15 protein-coding genes are annotated in these 17,058 nt (G+C 66.2%); 3 read left to right on the top strand and 12 right to left on the bottom strand.

Annotated elements, in window-relative coordinates:
• Positions 1–10: 10 nt before the first annotated feature.
• Together ACZYSP_RS26960 and ACZYSP_RS26955 are read right to left on the bottom strand one after the other, a co-directional pair.
• Positions 11–871 carry an ABC transporter ATP-binding protein gene (locus tag ACZYSP_RS26960; RefSeq protein WP_440532251.1) on the bottom strand — a complete coding sequence of 287 codons (861 nt, stop codon included), beginning with the start codon at positions 869–871 and terminating at the stop codon, positions 11–13.
• A complete protein-coding gene (locus ACZYSP_RS26955) occupies positions 871–1,902 on the bottom strand; it encodes an ABC transporter substrate-binding protein (RefSeq protein ID WP_093058142.1) in 1,032 nt (343 codons plus the stop codon). Before ACZYSP_RS26955 ends, ACZYSP_RS26960 begins: the two co-directional genes overlap by 1 nt.
• Here ACZYSP_RS26955 and ACZYSP_RS26950 point away from each other — a divergent pair.
• Positions 1,888–2,109, top strand: coding sequence for a hypothetical protein (locus ACZYSP_RS26950; RefSeq protein WP_435461260.1), 222 nt, complete (start codon positions 1,888–1,890; stop codon positions 2,107–2,109). The two genes, ACZYSP_RS26955 and ACZYSP_RS26950, sit on opposite strands and share 15 nt — an antisense overlap.
• Here the strand turns inward: ACZYSP_RS26950 and ACZYSP_RS26945 are convergent.
• Complete coding sequence (locus ACZYSP_RS26945; protein ID WP_093080533.1) at positions 2,093–4,393, bottom strand: NADP-dependent malic enzyme; 2,301 nt, start codon at positions 4,391–4,393, stop codon at positions 2,093–2,095. The genes ACZYSP_RS26950 and ACZYSP_RS26945 overlap by 17 nt on opposite strands.
• Before the next feature lie 210 nt (positions 4,394–4,603).
• Here ACZYSP_RS26945 and ACZYSP_RS26940 point away from each other — a divergent pair, with 210 nt between their 5' ends.
• Positions 4,604–5,944, top strand: a complete 1,341-nt coding sequence (locus ACZYSP_RS26940) for an NAD(P)/FAD-dependent oxidoreductase (RefSeq protein ID WP_093080531.1) — start codon at positions 4,604–4,606, stop codon at positions 5,942–5,944.
• 3 nt (positions 5,945–5,947) lie between these two features.
• On the opposite strand, the gene ACZYSP_RS26935 is transcribed toward ACZYSP_RS26940, so the two are convergent.
• Genes ACZYSP_RS26935 through gcl form a run of 3 tightly spaced genes read right to left on the bottom strand, consistent with a single transcriptional unit; the run spans position 5,948 to position 9,497 of the window.
• Positions 5,948–6,856, bottom strand: coding sequence for a 2-hydroxy-3-oxopropionate reductase (locus ACZYSP_RS26935; protein ID WP_093178036.1), 909 nt, complete (start codon positions 6,854–6,856; stop codon positions 5,948–5,950).
• A 42-nt stretch (positions 6,857–6,898) separates the two neighbouring features.
• Positions 6,899–7,684: a hydroxypyruvate isomerase gene (gene hyi, locus ACZYSP_RS26930; protein WP_093178035.1), complete on the bottom strand. Its 786-nt coding sequence runs from the start codon at positions 7,682–7,684 to the stop codon at positions 6,899–6,901.
• A gap of 22 nt (positions 7,685–7,706) precedes the next feature.
• A complete protein-coding gene (gcl, locus tag ACZYSP_RS26925) occupies positions 7,707–9,497 on the bottom strand; it encodes a glyoxylate carboligase (protein ID WP_435461264.1) in 1,791 nt (596 codons plus the stop codon).
• Positions 9,498–9,607: 110 nt separating this feature from the next.
• On the opposite strand from gcl, the gene ACZYSP_RS26920 reads away from it, so the two are divergent.
• Positions 9,608–10,510: a LysR family transcriptional regulator gene (locus ACZYSP_RS26920; protein ID WP_093058148.1), complete on the top strand. Its 903-nt coding sequence runs from the start codon at positions 9,608–9,610 to the stop codon at positions 10,508–10,510.
• A 6-nt stretch (positions 10,511–10,516) separates the two neighbouring features.
• Here the strand turns inward: ACZYSP_RS26920 and ACZYSP_RS26915 are convergent, their stop codons facing one another.
• From ACZYSP_RS26915 to ACZYSP_RS26890, 6 genes are all read right to left on the bottom strand, one after another.
• Complete coding sequence (locus ACZYSP_RS26915) at positions 10,517–12,013, bottom strand: carotenoid oxygenase family protein (RefSeq protein ID WP_489017592.1); 1,497 nt, start codon at positions 12,011–12,013, stop codon at positions 10,517–10,519.
• A gap of 13 nt (positions 12,014–12,026) precedes the next feature.
• Positions 12,027–12,464, bottom strand: coding sequence for a DUF2141 domain-containing protein (locus ACZYSP_RS26910; protein WP_093058150.1), 438 nt, complete (start codon positions 12,462–12,464; stop codon positions 12,027–12,029).
• A 138-nt stretch (positions 12,465–12,602) separates the two neighbouring features.
• Positions 12,603–13,709, bottom strand: a complete 1,107-nt coding sequence (locus ACZYSP_RS26905) for an AI-2E family transporter (RefSeq protein ID WP_093080517.1) — start codon at positions 13,707–13,709, stop codon at positions 12,603–12,605.
• 161 nt (positions 13,710–13,870) lie between these two features.
• Positions 13,871–14,575, bottom strand: a complete 705-nt coding sequence (locus ACZYSP_RS26900; RefSeq protein ID WP_307616522.1) for a GntR family transcriptional regulator — start codon at positions 14,573–14,575, stop codon at positions 13,871–13,873.
• 19 nt (positions 14,576–14,594) lie between these two features.
• Positions 14,595–15,926: a C4-dicarboxylate transporter DctA gene (locus tag ACZYSP_RS26895; RefSeq protein ID WP_489017589.1), complete on the bottom strand. Its 1,332-nt coding sequence runs from the start codon at positions 15,924–15,926 to the stop codon at positions 14,595–14,597.
• A gap of 133 nt (positions 15,927–16,059) precedes the next feature.
• Positions 16,060–17,001: a LysR family transcriptional regulator gene (locus ACZYSP_RS26890; RefSeq protein ID WP_489017587.1), complete on the bottom strand. Its 942-nt coding sequence runs from the start codon at positions 16,999–17,001 to the stop codon at positions 16,060–16,062.
• Positions 17,002–17,058 lie beyond the last annotated feature (57 nt).

Below are 17,058 nucleotides of genomic sequence, written 5' to 3'. Positions count from 1 at the left end.
GTGCGCCCGCTCAGTGAGACACGGCCGCAGCCGTCTGCGCCGCGCTGATGCCGGTATTGCGGATGGCACCGATGTGCCCGCGCAGCTCCAGCACGATGTCGGTGAACTCCTTCGTGTAGGTGAGCTCGAGTTCGCGCGGACGCGGCAGGTCGATCTCGCGCTTGACCACGAAGCGCCCCGGGCTCTTGCTCATCACGTACACCGTGTCGGCGAGGAACACCGATTCGCGCAGGTCGTGCGTCACCAGGATCACGTTGAACTGCTGCTCGGTCCAGAGGTCGCGCAGGATGCACCACAGCTCTTCGCGCGTGAATGCGTCGAGAGCGCCGAAGGGCTCGTCGAGCAGCAGCATCTTGGGCTCGTGGATGAGCGCGCGGCAGATGCTCGCGCGCTGCTGCATGCCGCCCGAGAGCTGCCACGGAAACTTGTCTTCATAGCCCGCAAGGCCCACCTTCTGCAGCAGCTTGCGTGCGCGCTCGACGTATTCCTTGCGCTTGGCCTTGAAGTTCGAGCGGTAGGGCTCGACGATTTCCAGCGGCAGCAGCACGTTGTCGACCGTGGTGCGCCACGGCAGCAGCGACGGCGCCTGAAAGGCCATGCCCGATATCTTGAGCGGCCCGGTCACCGGCTGGCCGTCGATGCGGATCCTGCCCATCGACGGCATCTTCAGCCCCGTGGTGAGCTTCATGAAGGTCGACTTGCCGCAGCCCGAGGGGCCGACGATGGCGATGAATTCGCCACGCTTGACCTTCAGGTCGATGGCCTCGACCGCGAAGTGGTTGGCGCGCAGCAGCTCTTCGTTGTAAGCGAGCCAAACGTCCTGGAAATCGACGAAGGGGGCTGCAGCCGCGTCTTGCGATGCGTCCGCCATCACTTGCGCAGGATGTTCAGTTCAGCGGCGGGCGGCAGCAGCGAAGCGGTCCACACCGCGTCGGGGCTCACGCGCGTCTTGGTGTTGAAGGCGTCCGACACCTGCGAGGCCATCAGCGACATGCGGCCTGCGTTGACCGCGCCGAAGCCTTCGGCGCGTGCGTCAGGGCTGTTGATGACGGTGTCGATGGCCAGTTGCAGGCGGCGGGTTTCGAGCTTGCTGTCGATGATGCCGTCCCGCGCCTTCACCGATTCGATGGCCACGGCCGGGTTGGCAATGACTTCCTTCGCGCCCTTGGCAAAGGCCGAGAGGAATTTCTTCACCGCCGCCGGGTTCTCCTTGATGAGCTTGGGCGAGGCGATGATGACGTTGCCGTACAGCTTCACGCCGTAGTCGGGGTAGGGCAGCACCACCACGTCGGCCGTCTTGGCGCCGCGCGCCTCGAGGTTGAGCAGCGAGGTGAAGGTGAAGCCGGTGATGGCGTCGATGTCGCCGCGCATCAGCATGGTTTCGCGCAGCGTCGGGTCCATGGCGGTCCAGTTGACGGCGCCGATGTTGTTGGCCTTGGCGAAGATCGGGAACGCGCGGCGGCCCGCGTCGAACACCGGCGCGCCCAGCTTCTTGCCGGCAAGGTCGGCCGGCTTGGTGATGCCGCTCTTCTTGAGCGCCATGACCGAGGCCGGCGTGTTGTTGTAGACCATCATCACCGCGACCGGCTTGTTGGGGCTGTCGGGGTTGTTGGCGTGAAATTCCATCAGCGCCGCGAGGTCGGCAAAGCCCATGTCGTAGGCACCCGAGGCCACGCGCGTGACGGTGCCGCCCGAGCCGTTGCCCGCGTCGATGGTCACGTCAAGCCCGGCCGCCTTGAAGTAGCCCTTGGCCGCGGGGTGCAGGAACAGCGCGGCCGGCCCTTCGAAGCGCCAGTCGAGCTGGAACTTGATCGGCGTCGGGCTCTGTGCAAGGGCCGGTGTGAGGCCGAAGCAGATGGCCGAGGCGGCGAGGAAGGACTGGAGCAGTTGGCGCTTGTTCATGCGGAGATCGATCCGTTAGGGGAAGGTGAATGCTTCGGCATTCAAGCAAAAACGGTGCCCGCACGCGATTGGTGCGAACCCTTCCAGTGGATCGAGACGGTGCGCCTTTGCACCCCTCAAATGCAAAAACGCGGCGAGGCCGCGTTTTTGGCACCGAAGGCGGGCAAAAACACCCACCGGCTGAAGGCTCTTACTTGTCGACCGTGACCTTCGCCACCGCCAGCGCCGTCATGTTGATGATGCGGCGCACAGTCGACGAAGGCGTCAGCACGTGCGCCGAGCTCGCGGCGCCCAGCAGCACCGGGCCGACGGTGATGCCGTTGGCACCCGTCATCTTCAGCACGTTGTAGAGGATGTGCGCCGAGTCGAGGTTCGGGCACACGAGCAGGTTGGCTTCGCCGCTCAGCGTGGTTTCGGGCAGGGCGGTGCGGCGGATTTCTTCCGACAGCGCCGCGTCGCCGTGCATTTCGCCGTCGCATTCGATGTCGGGCGCCATCTGCGCGAACAGGTCGCGCGCCAGCCGCATCTTGCGGGCCGAGCCGCGGCTGGAGGTGCCGTAGTTCGAATGCGACAGGAAGGCCACCTTCGGCGGCAGGCCGAAGCGGCGCACTTCCTCGGCGGCCATCAGCGCGATGCTGGCCAGCAACTCGGCGCTGGGGTCTTCGTTCACGTTGGTGTCGGTGATGAACACCGTGCGCTTGTCGAGCGTGAGCGCGTTCAGCGTTGCGAAGCCCGGCGCACCGCGCTTCAGGCCGATCAGGTTGCGGATGTGCTCCAGGTGCACGTCGAAGCGACCGACCAGGCCGCAGATCATGGCGTCGGCGTCGCCCAGGTGCATCATCAGCGCGGCGATGGTGGTGTTCGAGCGGCGCACCATCGTCTTGGCGGCCTCCGGCGTCACGCCGCGGCGGCCCATGAGCTTGTGGAAGCTTTCCCAGTAGATGCGGAAGCGCGGATCGTCCTCGGGGTCGACGATCTCGAAGTCGATGCCCGTGCGGATGTGCAGGCCGGCTTTCTTGATGCGCGCCTCGATCACGGCGGGGCGGCCCACCAGGATGGGCTTGGCCAGGCCTTCGTCCACGGCCCACTGGGCGGCGCGCAGCACGCGCTCGTCTTCGCCTTCGGCGTAGGCCACGCGCTTGGCGGTGGCGATCTTGGCGGCGCTGAACACCGGGCGCATGAACATGCCGGTCTGGTAGACGAAGCGCGTCAGGTGCTGGCGGTAGGCGTCCATGTCTTCGATCGGGCGCGAGGCCACGCCCGAGGCGGCGGCGGCCTTGGCCACGGCCGGGGCGATGCGCAGGATCAGGCGCGAGTCGAAGGGCTTCGGAATGATGTAGTCGGGGCCGAAGGCCAGCTCCTGGCCGGCGTAGGCGGTGGCCACCTCTTCGCTGATGTCGGCCTTGGTCAGGTCGGCGATCTCGCGCACGCAGGCCAGCTTCATTTCTTCCGTGATCTTGCTGGCGCCGCAATCGAGCGCGCCGCGGAAGATGTACGGGAAGCACAGCACGTTGTTGACCTGGTTCGGGTAGTCCGAACGGCCCGTGGCAATGATGCAGTCCGGCCGTACGGCCTTGGCCAGCTCGGGGCGGATTTCAGGCTCGGGGTTGGCCAGCGCCAGGATGATGGGCTGCGTGCCCATGGTCTTGACCATGTCGGCCGTCATCACGCCCGGGGCCGAGCAGCCCAGGAACACATCGGCGTCCTTCACCACGTCGGCCAGGGTGCGGGCGCCGGTGTCTTTCTGGGCGTAGCGTGCCTTGGATTCGTCGAAGCCGCCCGCACGGCCCATGTAGATCAGGCCCTTGGAGTCGCAGGCGTAGATGTTGGCGGGCTTGGCGCCCAGGCCCACCATCACGTCGAGGCAGGCGATGGCTGCGGCGCCGGCGCCCGAGACTGCGATCTTCACGTCCTCGATCTTCTTGCCGACCAGCTCCAGGCCGTTGAGCAGCGCGGCGGCCGAGATGATGGCCGTGCCGTGCTGGTCGTCGTGGAACACCGGAATGTTCATGCGCTCGCGCAGCTTCTTCTCGATGTAGAAGCACTCGGGCGCCTTGATGTCCTCGAGGTTGATGCCGCCCAGCGTGGGCTCCAGCGCCGCGATGATGTCGACCAGCTTATCGGGGTCGTTCTCGGCCAGCTCGATGTCGAACACGTCGATGCCGGCGAATTTCTTGAACAGGCAGCCCTTGCCTTCCATCACCGGCTTGGCGGCCAGCGGGCCGATGTTGCCCAGGCCGAGCACGGCCGTGCCGTTGGTGATGACGCCCACGAGATTGCCGCGCGCGGTGTATTCGGAGGCCGTGGCCGGATCCGCGGCGATGTCGAGACAGGGGTACGCCACGCCCGGCGAATAGGCCAGCGACAGGTCGCGCTGGTTCAGCAGGGGCTTGGTCGGGGTGATCGAGATCTTGCCCTTGACGGGCGAGCGGTGGTATTCGCGCGCTGCCTCGCGAAGTGCTTCTTCTGCAGGGGAAAGGGGTGCAGCCATGAAAGTCTCCTTGTTTCTGACGGGCAATGAGGCTACCGCAAAAGCGTGGCCTCTTCTTACAGGGTGAATGCCGAAAACGCCTGGATCTATATCTTTAGCTTGATAAGGAGGGCTGGCCGGTTCGCTAAACTGCAGATCGTTACCTACGGTTAACAGGGTATTGGCCGGGGAATCTCCAACAACGACAAAACCAATGAGGGGCAACAGCGCATGACATCCGGACCTTTCACCAGCAACGACCCCGATGTCGTGGTCATCGGCGGCGGCCCTTCGGGCTCCACGGTGGCCGCGCTGCTCGCGGACAAGGGGCACGACGTGGTGCTGATCGAGAAGGCGCAGCATCCGCGCTTTCACATCGGCGAATCGCTGCTGCCGATGAACATGCCGCTGTTCGACCGGCTGGGCGTGCGCACCGAGGTCGAGGCCATCGGCATCCGCAAGCACGGCGCCGAGTTCGTCTCGCCCTGGCATGACCACACCAGCCACTTTCACTTTGCCGAGGCGATGGACAAGAGCTTTCCGTACGCGGTGCACGTGCGCCGCTCGGAGTTCGACGAACTGCTGTTCCGCCATGCCGGCAATCGCGGCGCGCGCACCTTCGAGGGCCAGCGCGTCACAGGCGTGGACATGGAGGCCGGCAAGGGCACGCCAGACAACCGTCCGCTGGTCAAGGTCAAGGCCGACGACGGCACCGAGACTGCCTGGCGCCCACGCTTCGTGATCGACGCGAGCGGACGCGACACCCTGCTGTCGAACCAGTTCGACGCCAAGCGCCGCAACCGCAAGCACGCCAGCGCCGCGCTGTTCGGCCACTTCGCCAACGCCGAGCGCCGGCCGGGCCGCTTCGAGGGCAACATCACGCTGTTCTGGTTCGACCACGGCTGGTTCTGGTACATCCCGCTGAAGGACGGCACCGTGAGCGTCGGCGCGGTGGCTTCGCCCGCGTACTTCAAGAACCGCAAGGGCACGCTCGAAGAATTCCTGATGGAAACCATCGCGCTCGCGCCCAAGCTGGCCGAGCGCCTGAAGAACGCCACGCTGATGGAAGGCGCCACCTCCACCGGCAACTACGCCTACGACTCCGCGTTCTGCCGCGGCGACCGCTTCATGATGGTGGGCGACGCCTACGCCTTCGTCGACCCGATGTTCTCCTCGGGCGTGTACCTGGCGATGAACAGCGGCTTCGAGGCCGCCACCGCGGCCGACCACTGGCTCAAGGGCGAGGCGAAGGAAGCCGAAAAGGCCTTCCGCCACTACGAGAAGGTGATGAAGCGCGGGCCGCAGATGTTCTCGTGGTTCATCTACCGCATTACCTCGCCGGCCATCCGCCGTCTGTTCATGAACCCGCGCAATGTCTGGCGGATGCAGGAGGCGCTGCTGTCCATCCTGGCCGGTGACCTGTTCCGCAACACTCCCATCGGCCCGCGCTTCTGGGGCTTCAAGGTGACGTACTACGCGTCGTGCCTGGGCATCCTGCCGCAGGCCATCAAGACCTGGGCATGGCGCCGGCGCAACCTCAAAGAGTCTCTGGAGGCTGCTGCGAAACCCTGAGGCTCAGTCAGGAGTGACGGTGTGCTGGGCGAGCGCTTCCAAAGCCCGCACCAGCGCCGAGTGGTCGAGCTGGCCGTAGCCCAGCGCCGCACACGCATTCATCAGCTGCGCGGCTCCCGCTGTCTGCGGCAGCGACACGCCCAGCGAGCGCGCGCTCTGCATGGCGAGGTTCAGGTCCTTCTGGTGCAGTGCGATGCGGAAGCCCGGCGCGAAGGTGCGCTTGATCATCCGCTCGCCATGCACTTCGAGGATGCGCGAGCTGGCGAAGCCGCCCATCAGCGCCTGGCGCACCTTGGCCGGATCGGCGCCGGCCTTGGAGGCGAACACCAGCGCCTCGCCCACGGCCGCGATGTTCAGCGCCACGATGATCTGGTTGGCCACCTTGCAGACCTGGCCGTCGCCAGCACCGCCCACCAGCGTCACGTTCTTGCCCATCTTGTCGAGCAGCGGCTTCACGCGCTCGAAGGTGCCTTCGTCGCCGCCGCACATGATCGTGAGGCTGGCGGCCTTGGCGCCCACTTCGCCGCCGGAGACAGGCGCGTCGATGTAGCCGGCGCCGAGCGCGATGATGCGCTTGGCGAAGCCCTTGGTGGCAATCGGGTCGATGGAGCTGCAGTCCACCACGATCTTGCCGCGCGAATCCTTCAGGCCCTCGGCCACGCCTTGCGTGCCCGGCTCGCCGAACAGCACCTTCTCGACGTCGGGCGTGTCCGGCACCATGATGAAGATGATGTCGGCCTGGCGCGCCACCTCGGCGGCCGAGGCGCAGATCGTGGCCTTCGAGATGAAAGGCTCGGGCGTGTTGCCCTGCGTGTTCACGAACAGCTGGTGACCCGCGTCGAGCAGGTGGCCCGCCATGGGCGCACCCATGATGCCGAGGCCGATGAATCCGATTTTTTGTTGGGTCGTCATGTCTCTGGTTTCCTTATCCGATGTTCTCGAGGTTCGCGATGTTCATTGCTTCTGCGTGAGCGCCTGGCGCCAGCCGAGGCCTTCCACGGTGGTCGCGCGGGGCTTGTATTCGCAGCCGATCCAGCCGTCGTAGCCGAGCGAATCGATGTGCTTGAACAGCCATGGGTAGTTGATTTCGCCCGTGCCCGGCTCGCCGCGGCCCGGGTTGTCGGCCAGCTGGATGTGGCCGATCTGCGCGAGGTGCTTCGTGAGCGTGTTGCCCAGCTCGCCTTCCATGCGCTGCGCGTGGTAGATGTCGTACTGCACGCGCAGGTTGGCCGAGCCGACTTCTTCGATCAGCACCAGTGCCTGCTCGGTGCGCGTGAGAAAGAAGCCCGGAATGTCGAAGGTGTTGATGGGCTCGATCAGCAGGCGCAGGCCCGCTGCCTCGAGCTCGCGCGCGGCAAGGCGAAGGTTGTCGACCACCGTCTTGTGCGCAAGCTCCCTGCTCACGCCGGCAGGCACCTTGCCCACGAGGCAGTTGACCTGCGGGCAGCCGAGCGCCGTCGCGTAGTCGATCGCCACGCCGATGCCTTCGGCGAATTCGCCCGTGCGGTCGGGGTGGCAGGCGATGCCGCGCTCGCCCTTGTCCCAGTCGCCAGCCGGCAGGTTGTGCAGCACCTGCCGCAGGCCGTTGTCGCGCAGGGCGGCGGCAAGCTCCTTCTTCTCGAAGGGGTAGGGGAAGAGGTACTCCACCCCTTCGAAGCCCGCCTTGGCGGCGGCCTCGAAGCGCTGCATGAAAGGCAGCTCGGTGAAGAGCATCGTGAGATTGGCTGCGAACTTTGGCATGTCGTTTTTCTTTCTTGCAGTCTCAATCCAGCATGGCCGCGACGGCGGTCGGCGCATCGGCGATGGTCTCGGCCAGCGGCTCGAACTCGGTGATGTTGTCGATCTCGGTGCCCATCGCGATGTTGGTCACGCGCTCGAGCATCACTTCGATCACCACCGGCACGCTGAACTCCGACATCAGCGCCTCGGCGCGGCGGATGGCCGGCGCGATCTCTTCCTGCTTGTTCACGCGAATGGCCTTGCAGCCCAGGCCCTCGACCACTTTCAGGTGGTCCACGCCATAGCTGCTTTCGATGCCTGCATCGGGGCCCGCGTTGATGTTGTCGAAGGCGAGCTGCACGCAGTAGTCCATCTCGAAGCCGCGCTGCGCCTGGCGGATCAGGCCGAGGTAGGAGTTGTTCACCACGATGTGGATGTACGGCAGCTTGAACTGCGCGCCCACGGCCAGCTCTTCGATCATGAACTGGAAGTCGTAGTCGCCCGAGAGCGCGACGATCTTGCGCGTCGGGTCGGCGGCGCGCACGCCCAGCGCGGCGGGAATGGTCCAGCCCAGCGGGCCGGCCTGGCCGCAGTTGATCCAGTGGCGCGGGTTGTACACGTGCAGGAACTGCGCGGCGGCGATCTGCGAGAGACCGATGGTGCTCACGTAGCAGGTGTCGTTGCTGAAGTTGTTGTTCATGCACTGGTACACGCGCTGCGGCTTCATCGGCACGTCGTCGAAATTGGTCTTGCGCAGCATGGTCTTCTTGCGCTCGATGCATTGCTTGGCCCAGCCGCGGCGGTCGGGCAGGCGGCCTGAAGCCTTCATTTCCTCAGCCACTTCGACGAAGAGTTCGAGCGCGGCCTTGGCGTCCGAGACGATGCCGAAGTCGGGCGTGAACACGCGGCCGATCTGCGTGGGCTCGATGTCGACGTGCACGAAGGTGCGGCCCTTGGTGTACACATCGACCGAGCCCGTGTGGCGGTTGGCCCAGCGGTTGCCGATGCCCAGCACGAAGTCGCTCGCCAGCATCGTCGCGTTGCCGTAGCGGTGGCTGGTCTGCAGGCCGCACATGCCGGCCATCAGCGGATGGTCGTCAGGGATCGCGCCCCAGCCCATCAGCGTGGGAATCACCGGCACGCCGGTGGCTTCGGCAAAGCGCACCAGCAGGTCGGCCGCATCTGCGTTGATGACGCCGCCGCCGGCCACGATCAGCGGGCGCTCGGCCGCATTCAGCATGCCGATGGCTTTTTCGATCTGGGCGCGCGTGGCGGCCGGCTTGTAGGGCTTGAGCGGTTCGTAGCTGTCGATGTCGAATTCGATCTGGGCCATCTGCACGTCGAAGGGCAGGTCGATCAGCACCGGGCCCGGGCGGCCCGAGCGCATCAGGTGAAAGGCCTGCTGGAACACCTGCGGCACCTGGCCCGGCTCGCGCACCGTGACCGACCACTTGGTGACGGGCTTGGAGATCGACTCGATGTCGACCGCCTGGAAGTCTTCCTTGTAGAGCCGCGCGCGCGGCGCCTGGCCGGTGATGCAGAGAATGGGGATCGAATCGGCCCAGGCCGAGTACAGGCCCGTGATCATGTCGGTGCCCGCCGGCCCCGAGGTGCCGATGCACACGCCGATGTTGCCGGCGATGGCACGGGTGTAGCCCTCGGCCATGTGCGAGGCGCCCTCGACGTGGCGCGCGAGGATGTGCGAGATGCTGCCGCGCTGGCGCAGCGCCGAATACATCGGGTTGATTGCCGCGCCTGGAACGCCGAAGGCCTGCGTCACGCCTTCTTTTTCCATCACCAGAACCGCGGCTTGCACCGCTGTCATCTTTGCCATTTGAGTCTCCTTGAGGTGGTCCCACTGTAGGAAGCGGGGGGCATTCGAAGAAGACGGCTGGGGACCATAAAACCTATTCCATGGCGGAATAAGTGACTACCATCCGGCCCATGGACAGATTGTTGGCAATGGAAATGTTCGTGCGCGTGGTCGAGACCGGCAGCTTCTCGAAGGCGGCGCGCGAGTTCAACACCACGCAGCCCACCGTGACCAAGCAGATAGCGGCCACCGAAGAGCGGCTGAAGGTGCGGCTGCTCAACCGCAACACGCGCGGCGTGAGCCTCACCGAGCCGGGCGCGCTGTACTACGAGAAGTGCAAGACCATCGTGCGCGAGGCCGAGGAGGCCGACAGCATCGTGCAGCTGCGGCAGAACCAGGCTCAGGGGCTGCTGCGCGTGGGCACGTCGGTGGCATTCGGGCGGCGCGTGGTGGTGCCGCTGGCGCTCGAATACATGCGTCGGCATCCGCAGGTGCAGCTCGACCTGAGCTTCGAGGACCGCTACGTGGATCTGATCGCGCAGGGCATCGACGTGGCGATCCGCATGGGCAAGCTGGCTGATTCTTCGCTGGGTGCGCGCTACCTGGGCGTCAACCCTTGGGCGATGGTCGCGTCACCGGCCTACCTGAAGAAACACGGCACGCCGAAGCGGGCGCAGGACCTGAGCGCGCATGTGGCGCTCATCTACAGCAGCGTGGTGGGCGACGAGTTCTGGCGCATGCACACGCCCAAGGGCGAGCCGGTGACAGTGCCTGTGTCCGGCCGCTTCCGCTCCAACAATCTTTCCGCCGTGCTGGCCGCGGCGCGCGACGGGCTGGGCATTGCGCTGATGCCGCGCTACGTGGCCAGCGACTCGCTGGCCACGGGCAAGGTGCGCGAAGTGCTCGGCGACCACGCGCTGCCCGAGCAGGAGATCCACGCCGTCTTTCCCTCGCCCAAGCTGGTGCCGGGCAAAGTGTCGGGCTTCGTGGCCTTCCTGCAGGGGCGCTTCGACGAAGGCTGGTGGGCGGCCTGAGCTTCTTCAGGCGGACACGAAGGCGCCGTGCAGGCCCAGCGGCAACGCGTAAGGCAGCGTGGCCTGCGCCACCGGCCCCGCCGCCAGGTTGTCGGCCGCGAAGCACGACAGCACCGTCTTCTGCCGGCCGAAGTCGAGCACCGTGCCCAGTACCCAGCCCGGCTTCGAGCCGTCTGGCACGAAGACATGCTCTTCCACCATGGCCTGCGCGCCATAGTTGAAGCGCTGGCTGCGGCCGGTTTCGACGTCGGTGCGCGCGATGGAGCCGAAGCCCGGAATATCAGGGCGGATCTGCGTGGCATGAACCACGTTGCGGTGGCGCATGCCCACGCGGCGCGGGTCGATGCGCGGAAACTCGGCCTCCAGCGGCAGGGCCTTCTGCGTGGCCTCCCCAGTGCCGAGATTCAGCGTGGCGACGGTTAGGTGTGGATGGGTGCTTCTCACAATGCGCGCGCGCATCACTTCGCGGTTGGTCGTGAACACCGAGTCGGCGTTGTCCGAACGCACGTAGTCGATGTGGATCTGCGTGCCGCGCGGCGTGTCTTCTTCCCAGGCATTGCCGACGTGAAAGAGGAAGCCGGCCGGCAGCGTGAGCATCTGGCGCTTTTCCCAGTTCTGCTTGTCGACCACCAGCGCGCGCATGCCGAGCTCGGGCCGCCAGACGTGTGCTTCGAGAAAGCTCGCGCCAGCCTCCTTGCGCTTGCCGTCGTAGACCAGTGGCGGCATCAGGAACACCAGGTGCCGCTCGGTCACGGCGAAGTCGTGGACCATCGGCATGTCGGCCACCAGCACTACGGCGGCGCGCCGCAGCGTGCCTTCGGGCGCGATCTCGTACAGCGCCAGCAGGCCCTGGCCGGAGCTCACGCCGAAGTTCCAGATCGTGCCGTTCGGGTCGACCTTCGGGTGGGCCGAGAACGGCATGCCCGCGAGGTCGGCGCGCCAGGTCTTCACGCCCAGCGTGTCCAGCGTGCGCGCATCGATGCGCGTGGCCGAGCCGCCTTCCCACAGCGCCAGCACCTCGCCGCGCATCGGCAGCACGCTGGTGTTGGCGACGTTGATGCTGTCGGCCGAGGTTGGCGATTCCACGCTCGGCGGCATGGTGCCGAAGGCCTCGAACAAGCGGCGGCCGGCCTTCGCCTCGGCCACGCGCTTGGGCGTGGCGACGTAGCGGCCCTGGTGGCGCACGTCGGCGCCGTCGATCACGAAGCTGTGCACCATGCCGTCACCGTCGAACCAGTGGTGGTAGCGCTCGCCACCCAGGTCGTGGCCGGCCGGGCCGATGCGAAACAGCGTGCCGGCAACGGCATCGGGAAAGCGCCCGCGCACCGTGGCGCGGGTCAGGGGCAGGTCGCCCGAGGGCGTGGTGAAGCCGGTCTTCCAGGGCGCGCTGGCGGCTTCGAACTGGGCTTGCCAGTCGTCGGTGCCGGCGGCGCGCGCCAGCGGTGCCAGCAAGGGCAGGGCGCCGGCCGAAACCAGCAGGCGCAGGAGTTCGCGTCGTTCCATGGCGGGTTCCTCCTCAGTGCAGGTGAATGACGGTCTGCAGGTCGGCGTCGACGCTGATCGCCGCGGCTTCGAAGGACGGCGGGGCGCGGTTGCCCTTGGCGTCGTTCGAGAAGCCGTAGCGCTCGGTCGGCATGCCCATGAGGTTGGTGTCGAGCTTGCCGTTGCCGTTCTCGTCGGCAAACACCCGCAACGCGTAGCGCCCTGGCGCCAGCCCCGCGAACACGAGCCGGGCCTTGCCTTCGCGCATCGGCGCGGTCTGCGAGGCCACGGCCTTGCTGTCGGCGTAGCCGGCGGCGTCGTTGTACAGCGCGACGTAGAGCGTGGCTTCGGCGGTGGGGCCGTCGGCGACGCTCAGGCTCAGGTCGGCGGCAAGGGCGCCGAAAGGCGCGAGGGCCACGGCGGTGCACAGGGCGCGCACGACCGGGCGGGACAGGAGGGCGGGAAGTTGCATGGCAGGCCTCGTTGGAAGTTGGAGGCCCGACGATCTCGCAGGCTGGGCGCGGTGCCCAGCGCCATGTGACGAAACGCAGGTTTGCGCGCGTGAAATGCGCGCGGGCGGGGACAGAACGGGCCGGCGCCCGTGCCTGCCTCAGCCCTTTTTCTTGTCTCCGGCGCTTTCCGCGCCCTCAGCCGCCTCGTGGCCGTTGCCCACGTGCCCCGAATCCGCGAACAGGCTCCACGCAGCCATGAACAGCGCCGCGATCACCGGCCCGATCACGAAGCCGTTGATGCCGAAGATCGCCATGCCGCCGATGGTCGACATCAGCACGATGTAGTCGGGCATCTGCGTGTCCTTGCCCACCAGCACGGGGCGCAGGATGTTGTCGACCAGGCCGATCACGAACACGCCAACGAAGATCAGCACGCCGCCCTGCCAGAAATGCCCCGTGGCCAGGAAGTAGATGGCCACCGGCCCCCAGATCAGCGCGGCACCCACGGCGGGCAGCAGCGAGAGGAATGCCATCAGCACCGCCCACAGCAGCGCGCCCTGCACGCCGAGGAACCAGAAGGCCAGCCCGCCGATGGTGCCCTGCGCAATGGCTACCGCCACGTTGCCCTTCACGGTGGCGCGGATCACGGTGGTGAACTTGTTGAGCAGGTAGTGCGTGTGCGGCTTGGCCAGCGGCACGGCATCGCGCATCGTCTTCGACAGCGTCGCGCCATCGCGCACCAGGAAGTACAGCAGGTACAGCATCACGAAGAAGCTCACGACAAAGTCGAAGGTGTTCTGCCCGATGGTGAGCGCCTGGCTCGCGATGATCTGGCTGGCCTGCCCCGCGATGGCCGACACGCGCGCCTGCCAGGCTGCCATGTCGCCGAGGTTGAAGCGCTCCACCAGGTTCAGCAGCCATTGCGGCGAGGCATCGAGGATCTGCTGGAAGTAGGCCGCGAAGTTGATCTGGCCCGAGCGGATGTTCTGCGTGACCAGCGCGATCTCTTGCACCAGCGACACGCCCACCATTGCCAGCGGCAGGATCACGATGAACAGGCAGATGGCCAGCGTCGACAGCGCAGCGGCATTGGGCTTGCCGCGCATCTTCTTCAGCAGCCACTTGTAGAGCGGCGTGAACAGGATCGCCAGCGCCACCCCCCACAGCACTGCGCCGAAGAACGGCATCAGCACCCAGAGGAAGGCGGCGGTCACGGCGGCGAGAAGGGCGAGGAACACGCCGCGCTGGAGTTGGGGTGAGTTCATAGTTGTCTCGGACTGTAGCCGAGCCGGAACCCACGGCCGTGTCAGCGGGCGCGCCCTTGTGCGGCGCAACAGGACTGGGGAGGAAATCCGCCGGAAGCGATGGCCCGGCAGGCTATGCCTGCTATCGAAAAGATAGCTACCACCGGTATTAATGCACGGCTTCAGCGCTTGGCGCGCGGCAACGCCACAGGCGCCAGCGTGGCGCGCAGCCGGCTCGGCGCGTCCGGCTCGGCGGCGGCATCGACCTCGAGCGAGCGCTCGACATTGCCGATGTGATCGAGCATCAGCCGGCGCGCCCTGGCCGTGTCGCCGGCTTCGAGCGCCGCGACGATGGCGCCGTGCTCCGAGCAAGACTGCCCCGCCTCGTGCTTCGACTGGTAGAGCGTGGCCGCCAGCGTGGTGCGCGCCGTGAGGTCGCGCAGCACGTCGACCAGCAGCTGGTGTCCCATCTGCTCGGCCAGGCACACGTGGAAGTCGGCCAGCAGGAAGGCGCGCGTGGCGGCATCGGCGCCTTCGATGGCGCGCTGCTCGTCGGCGATGTGGTCGCGCAGCTTGCGGATCACCTTCGACAGCGGCCGCCCCTCGCTCGCTTCGAGGATGCCGGCCTCGACGATGCGCCGTGCGGAGAAAGCATCGCGCGCCTCTTCGGCCGAAGGCTCCACCACGTACCAGCCGCGGCGCGATTGCACCTCGACGAAGCCGCGCGCCTGCAGCTGCATCAGCGCCTCGCGCACCATCGTGCGGCTCACCGAGAAGTTCTCGGCCAGCGCCTGCTCGCCGAGCCGCTCGCCCGGTGCGAGCTTCTGCGCGAGGATGGCTTCGACGACGCGTTCGGCAATGACGGTGGGGCTGACGTCGGCGGGCATGTCTCTTTTTTTTTTTTCTTCAGTGAGCGCTCGAGGCGGTGGCGGTGTTTACCACGGGCTCGGCCTCGGCCAGCGGCTCGTCGTCGGGCGAGTAGCGGCCGTCGAGCACTGCGTGTGCGCGCTCGCGATCGATGTCGCCTTCCCAGGCGGCGATGGCAACGGTCGCCACGCAGTTGCCGATCAGGTTGCCCAGTGCGCGGGCGATGCCCATGAACCAGTCGACCGACAGCACCAGCACCAGCCCGATGGCGGGAATCGCCGGAATGGCGTGCAGCGTGGCGGCCAGCACCACGATGGCCGAGCCCGGCACGCCGTGCGCGCCCTTGGACGTGACCAGCGCGATTGCCAGGATCGTCATCAGGTCGGTCATCGAGATCGGCGTGTTGGTGGCCTGTGCGATGAACACGGCCGCCAGCGTGATGTAGATGGAGAACGCGTCGAGGTTGAACGAGTAGCCCGTGGGAATCACCAGGCCGACCGTCGAATCGCGGATACCCATGCGGCGCAGCTTGGCCATGATCTGCGGCAGCACGCTGTCCGACGAGGTGGTGGCGAAGACGATGGTGAGCTCTTCGCGCAGGTAGCGCAGCAGCTTGATCAGGCTGAAGCCCGACATGCGCATCACCAGCCCGAGTACCACGAACACGAAGATCAGCACCGCGCCGTAGAAGAGCGCAACCAGCATGCCCAGCTGCTTGAGCGAGCCGATGCCGTACTGCCCGACCGTGAATGCAATGGCACCCAGCACGCCCAGCGGCGCCAGCTTGATGATGATTCCCATGATCTTGAACAGCACCAGCGAGAGTGCATCGACCACCACGGCCACCGGCTTGCCACGCTCGCCCAGCAGCGTGAGCGCGCAGCCGAAGAGCACCGCGAACAGCAGCACCTGCAGCACGTCGCCAGTGGCGAAGGCGTTGACCACCGTGGTCGGAATGAGCTTCATCAAAAACTCGACCGTGCCGCCGCTCGTGAGCTTGTCGGCGTTTGAGGCATAGGCACTCATCGCGGCCGGGTCGAGCTTCGACGGGTCGACGTTCATGCCCGCGCCGGGCTGGAACACGAAGGCCAGCACCAGGCCCATCGCCAGCGCGATGGTGGTCAGCACCTCGAAGTAGATGAGCGACTTCACGCCCACCCGGCCCACGCGCTTCAGGTCTCCCGCGCCGGCAATGCCATGCACCACCACGCAGAACACCAGCACCGGGATGATCATCTTGATCAGCTTGATGAACCCGTCACCCAGCGGCTTGAGCTTGACGGCGTACTCGGGCGCGAAGAGCCCCGCGAGCACGCCGAGCACCAGCGCGATGACCACCTGACCGAAAAGCGATTTGGCGAAGCGAGGCATGGAGTCTCCTGTCTGTCTTGTCTAGGTTTTGCATGCAAGCAACGCCTTGTCTTGCATACAAGAAATGTAGGCAAGAAGACTTTGGGAAGGTCAGAGGGTATTCCCGGGCCCGCCATTTGTTGATTGGAGTGAACTACTGCGGCTCGTCGTCCATACGCGGTTGTGACTCTCTCGTCAGCGTCTTGGCCAGCAACCGCAAGGTACTCGCGGAGGCTGCAGTGGCCTCGGAAAGAACGGCTCCGCGCCGGTAGGCCAGCCCCAGGTCCATCGAGGGCACCGCGCTCGACACCACCGTCCTGCGAATTCGCCCGCCGTCGTGAGACCAGGGGCGAAACACCAGATCCGACAAGATGGTCACACCCACGTTCTGTGCAACGAGGCTGCGCACGGCCTCGATCGATTTGGTGCGGAACACGACCTTGGGCTTGAGCTTCATCGCGCCCCAGTAGCGGCCAACGGTGTCCACGTGCTCGTCCATGTCCAGCAGCACGAAGGGCAGCTGCGCGATCTCACGCAGCGGCACCGACTTCTGCGCCACCAGCGGATGGTCGAACGACGTCCACAGGCGGCGCTGCGACTTCAGCAGGTTCTCGCGCCGGATGTCCGGCGCGCGAGAGAGGTTCGACACCAGTACCACGGCCAGGTCGAACTCGCCGCTGCGCAGGCCATCCTCGATCTCGAGCCGGTTGCGCTCCACGGGCTCGAACTCGACCAGCGGCAGTTGCCTGCGCATCGCGCCGATGATCTTCGGCAGCATGTATTCGGACACGGTGTCGGTGATGGCGATCTGCACCCGCCCCTCGACCGAGGACACCGAGTTGCGGGTTTCCTCCACCGCTGCCTCGAGCGTGTGCAGCATGTGCTCCGCGTGCCGGAGAAAGCCCTCGCCCTGCACCGTGAGCCGCAGCCCGTCGGAGTGCCGCGTAAAGAGCTGCACCTTCAGCGTGGACTCCAGGTTCTTGAGCGAAGTGGTCAGCGACGGCTGACTCACATAGCAGCGCTGGGCCGCGCGGGACACCTGCCCCGTGTGCGCGGCAGCCACGAAGTGTTGCAGCTGCTTGATCGTTATCGACATAGATGTGCCCTATATCGCTCTATTGAAAATAGAGATTATGAATTGTCGATGGTAGTT

The organism is Variovorax sp. F042 (assembly GCF_057814215.1).
This window is presented reverse-complemented; position numbering and strand designations above follow the sequence as displayed.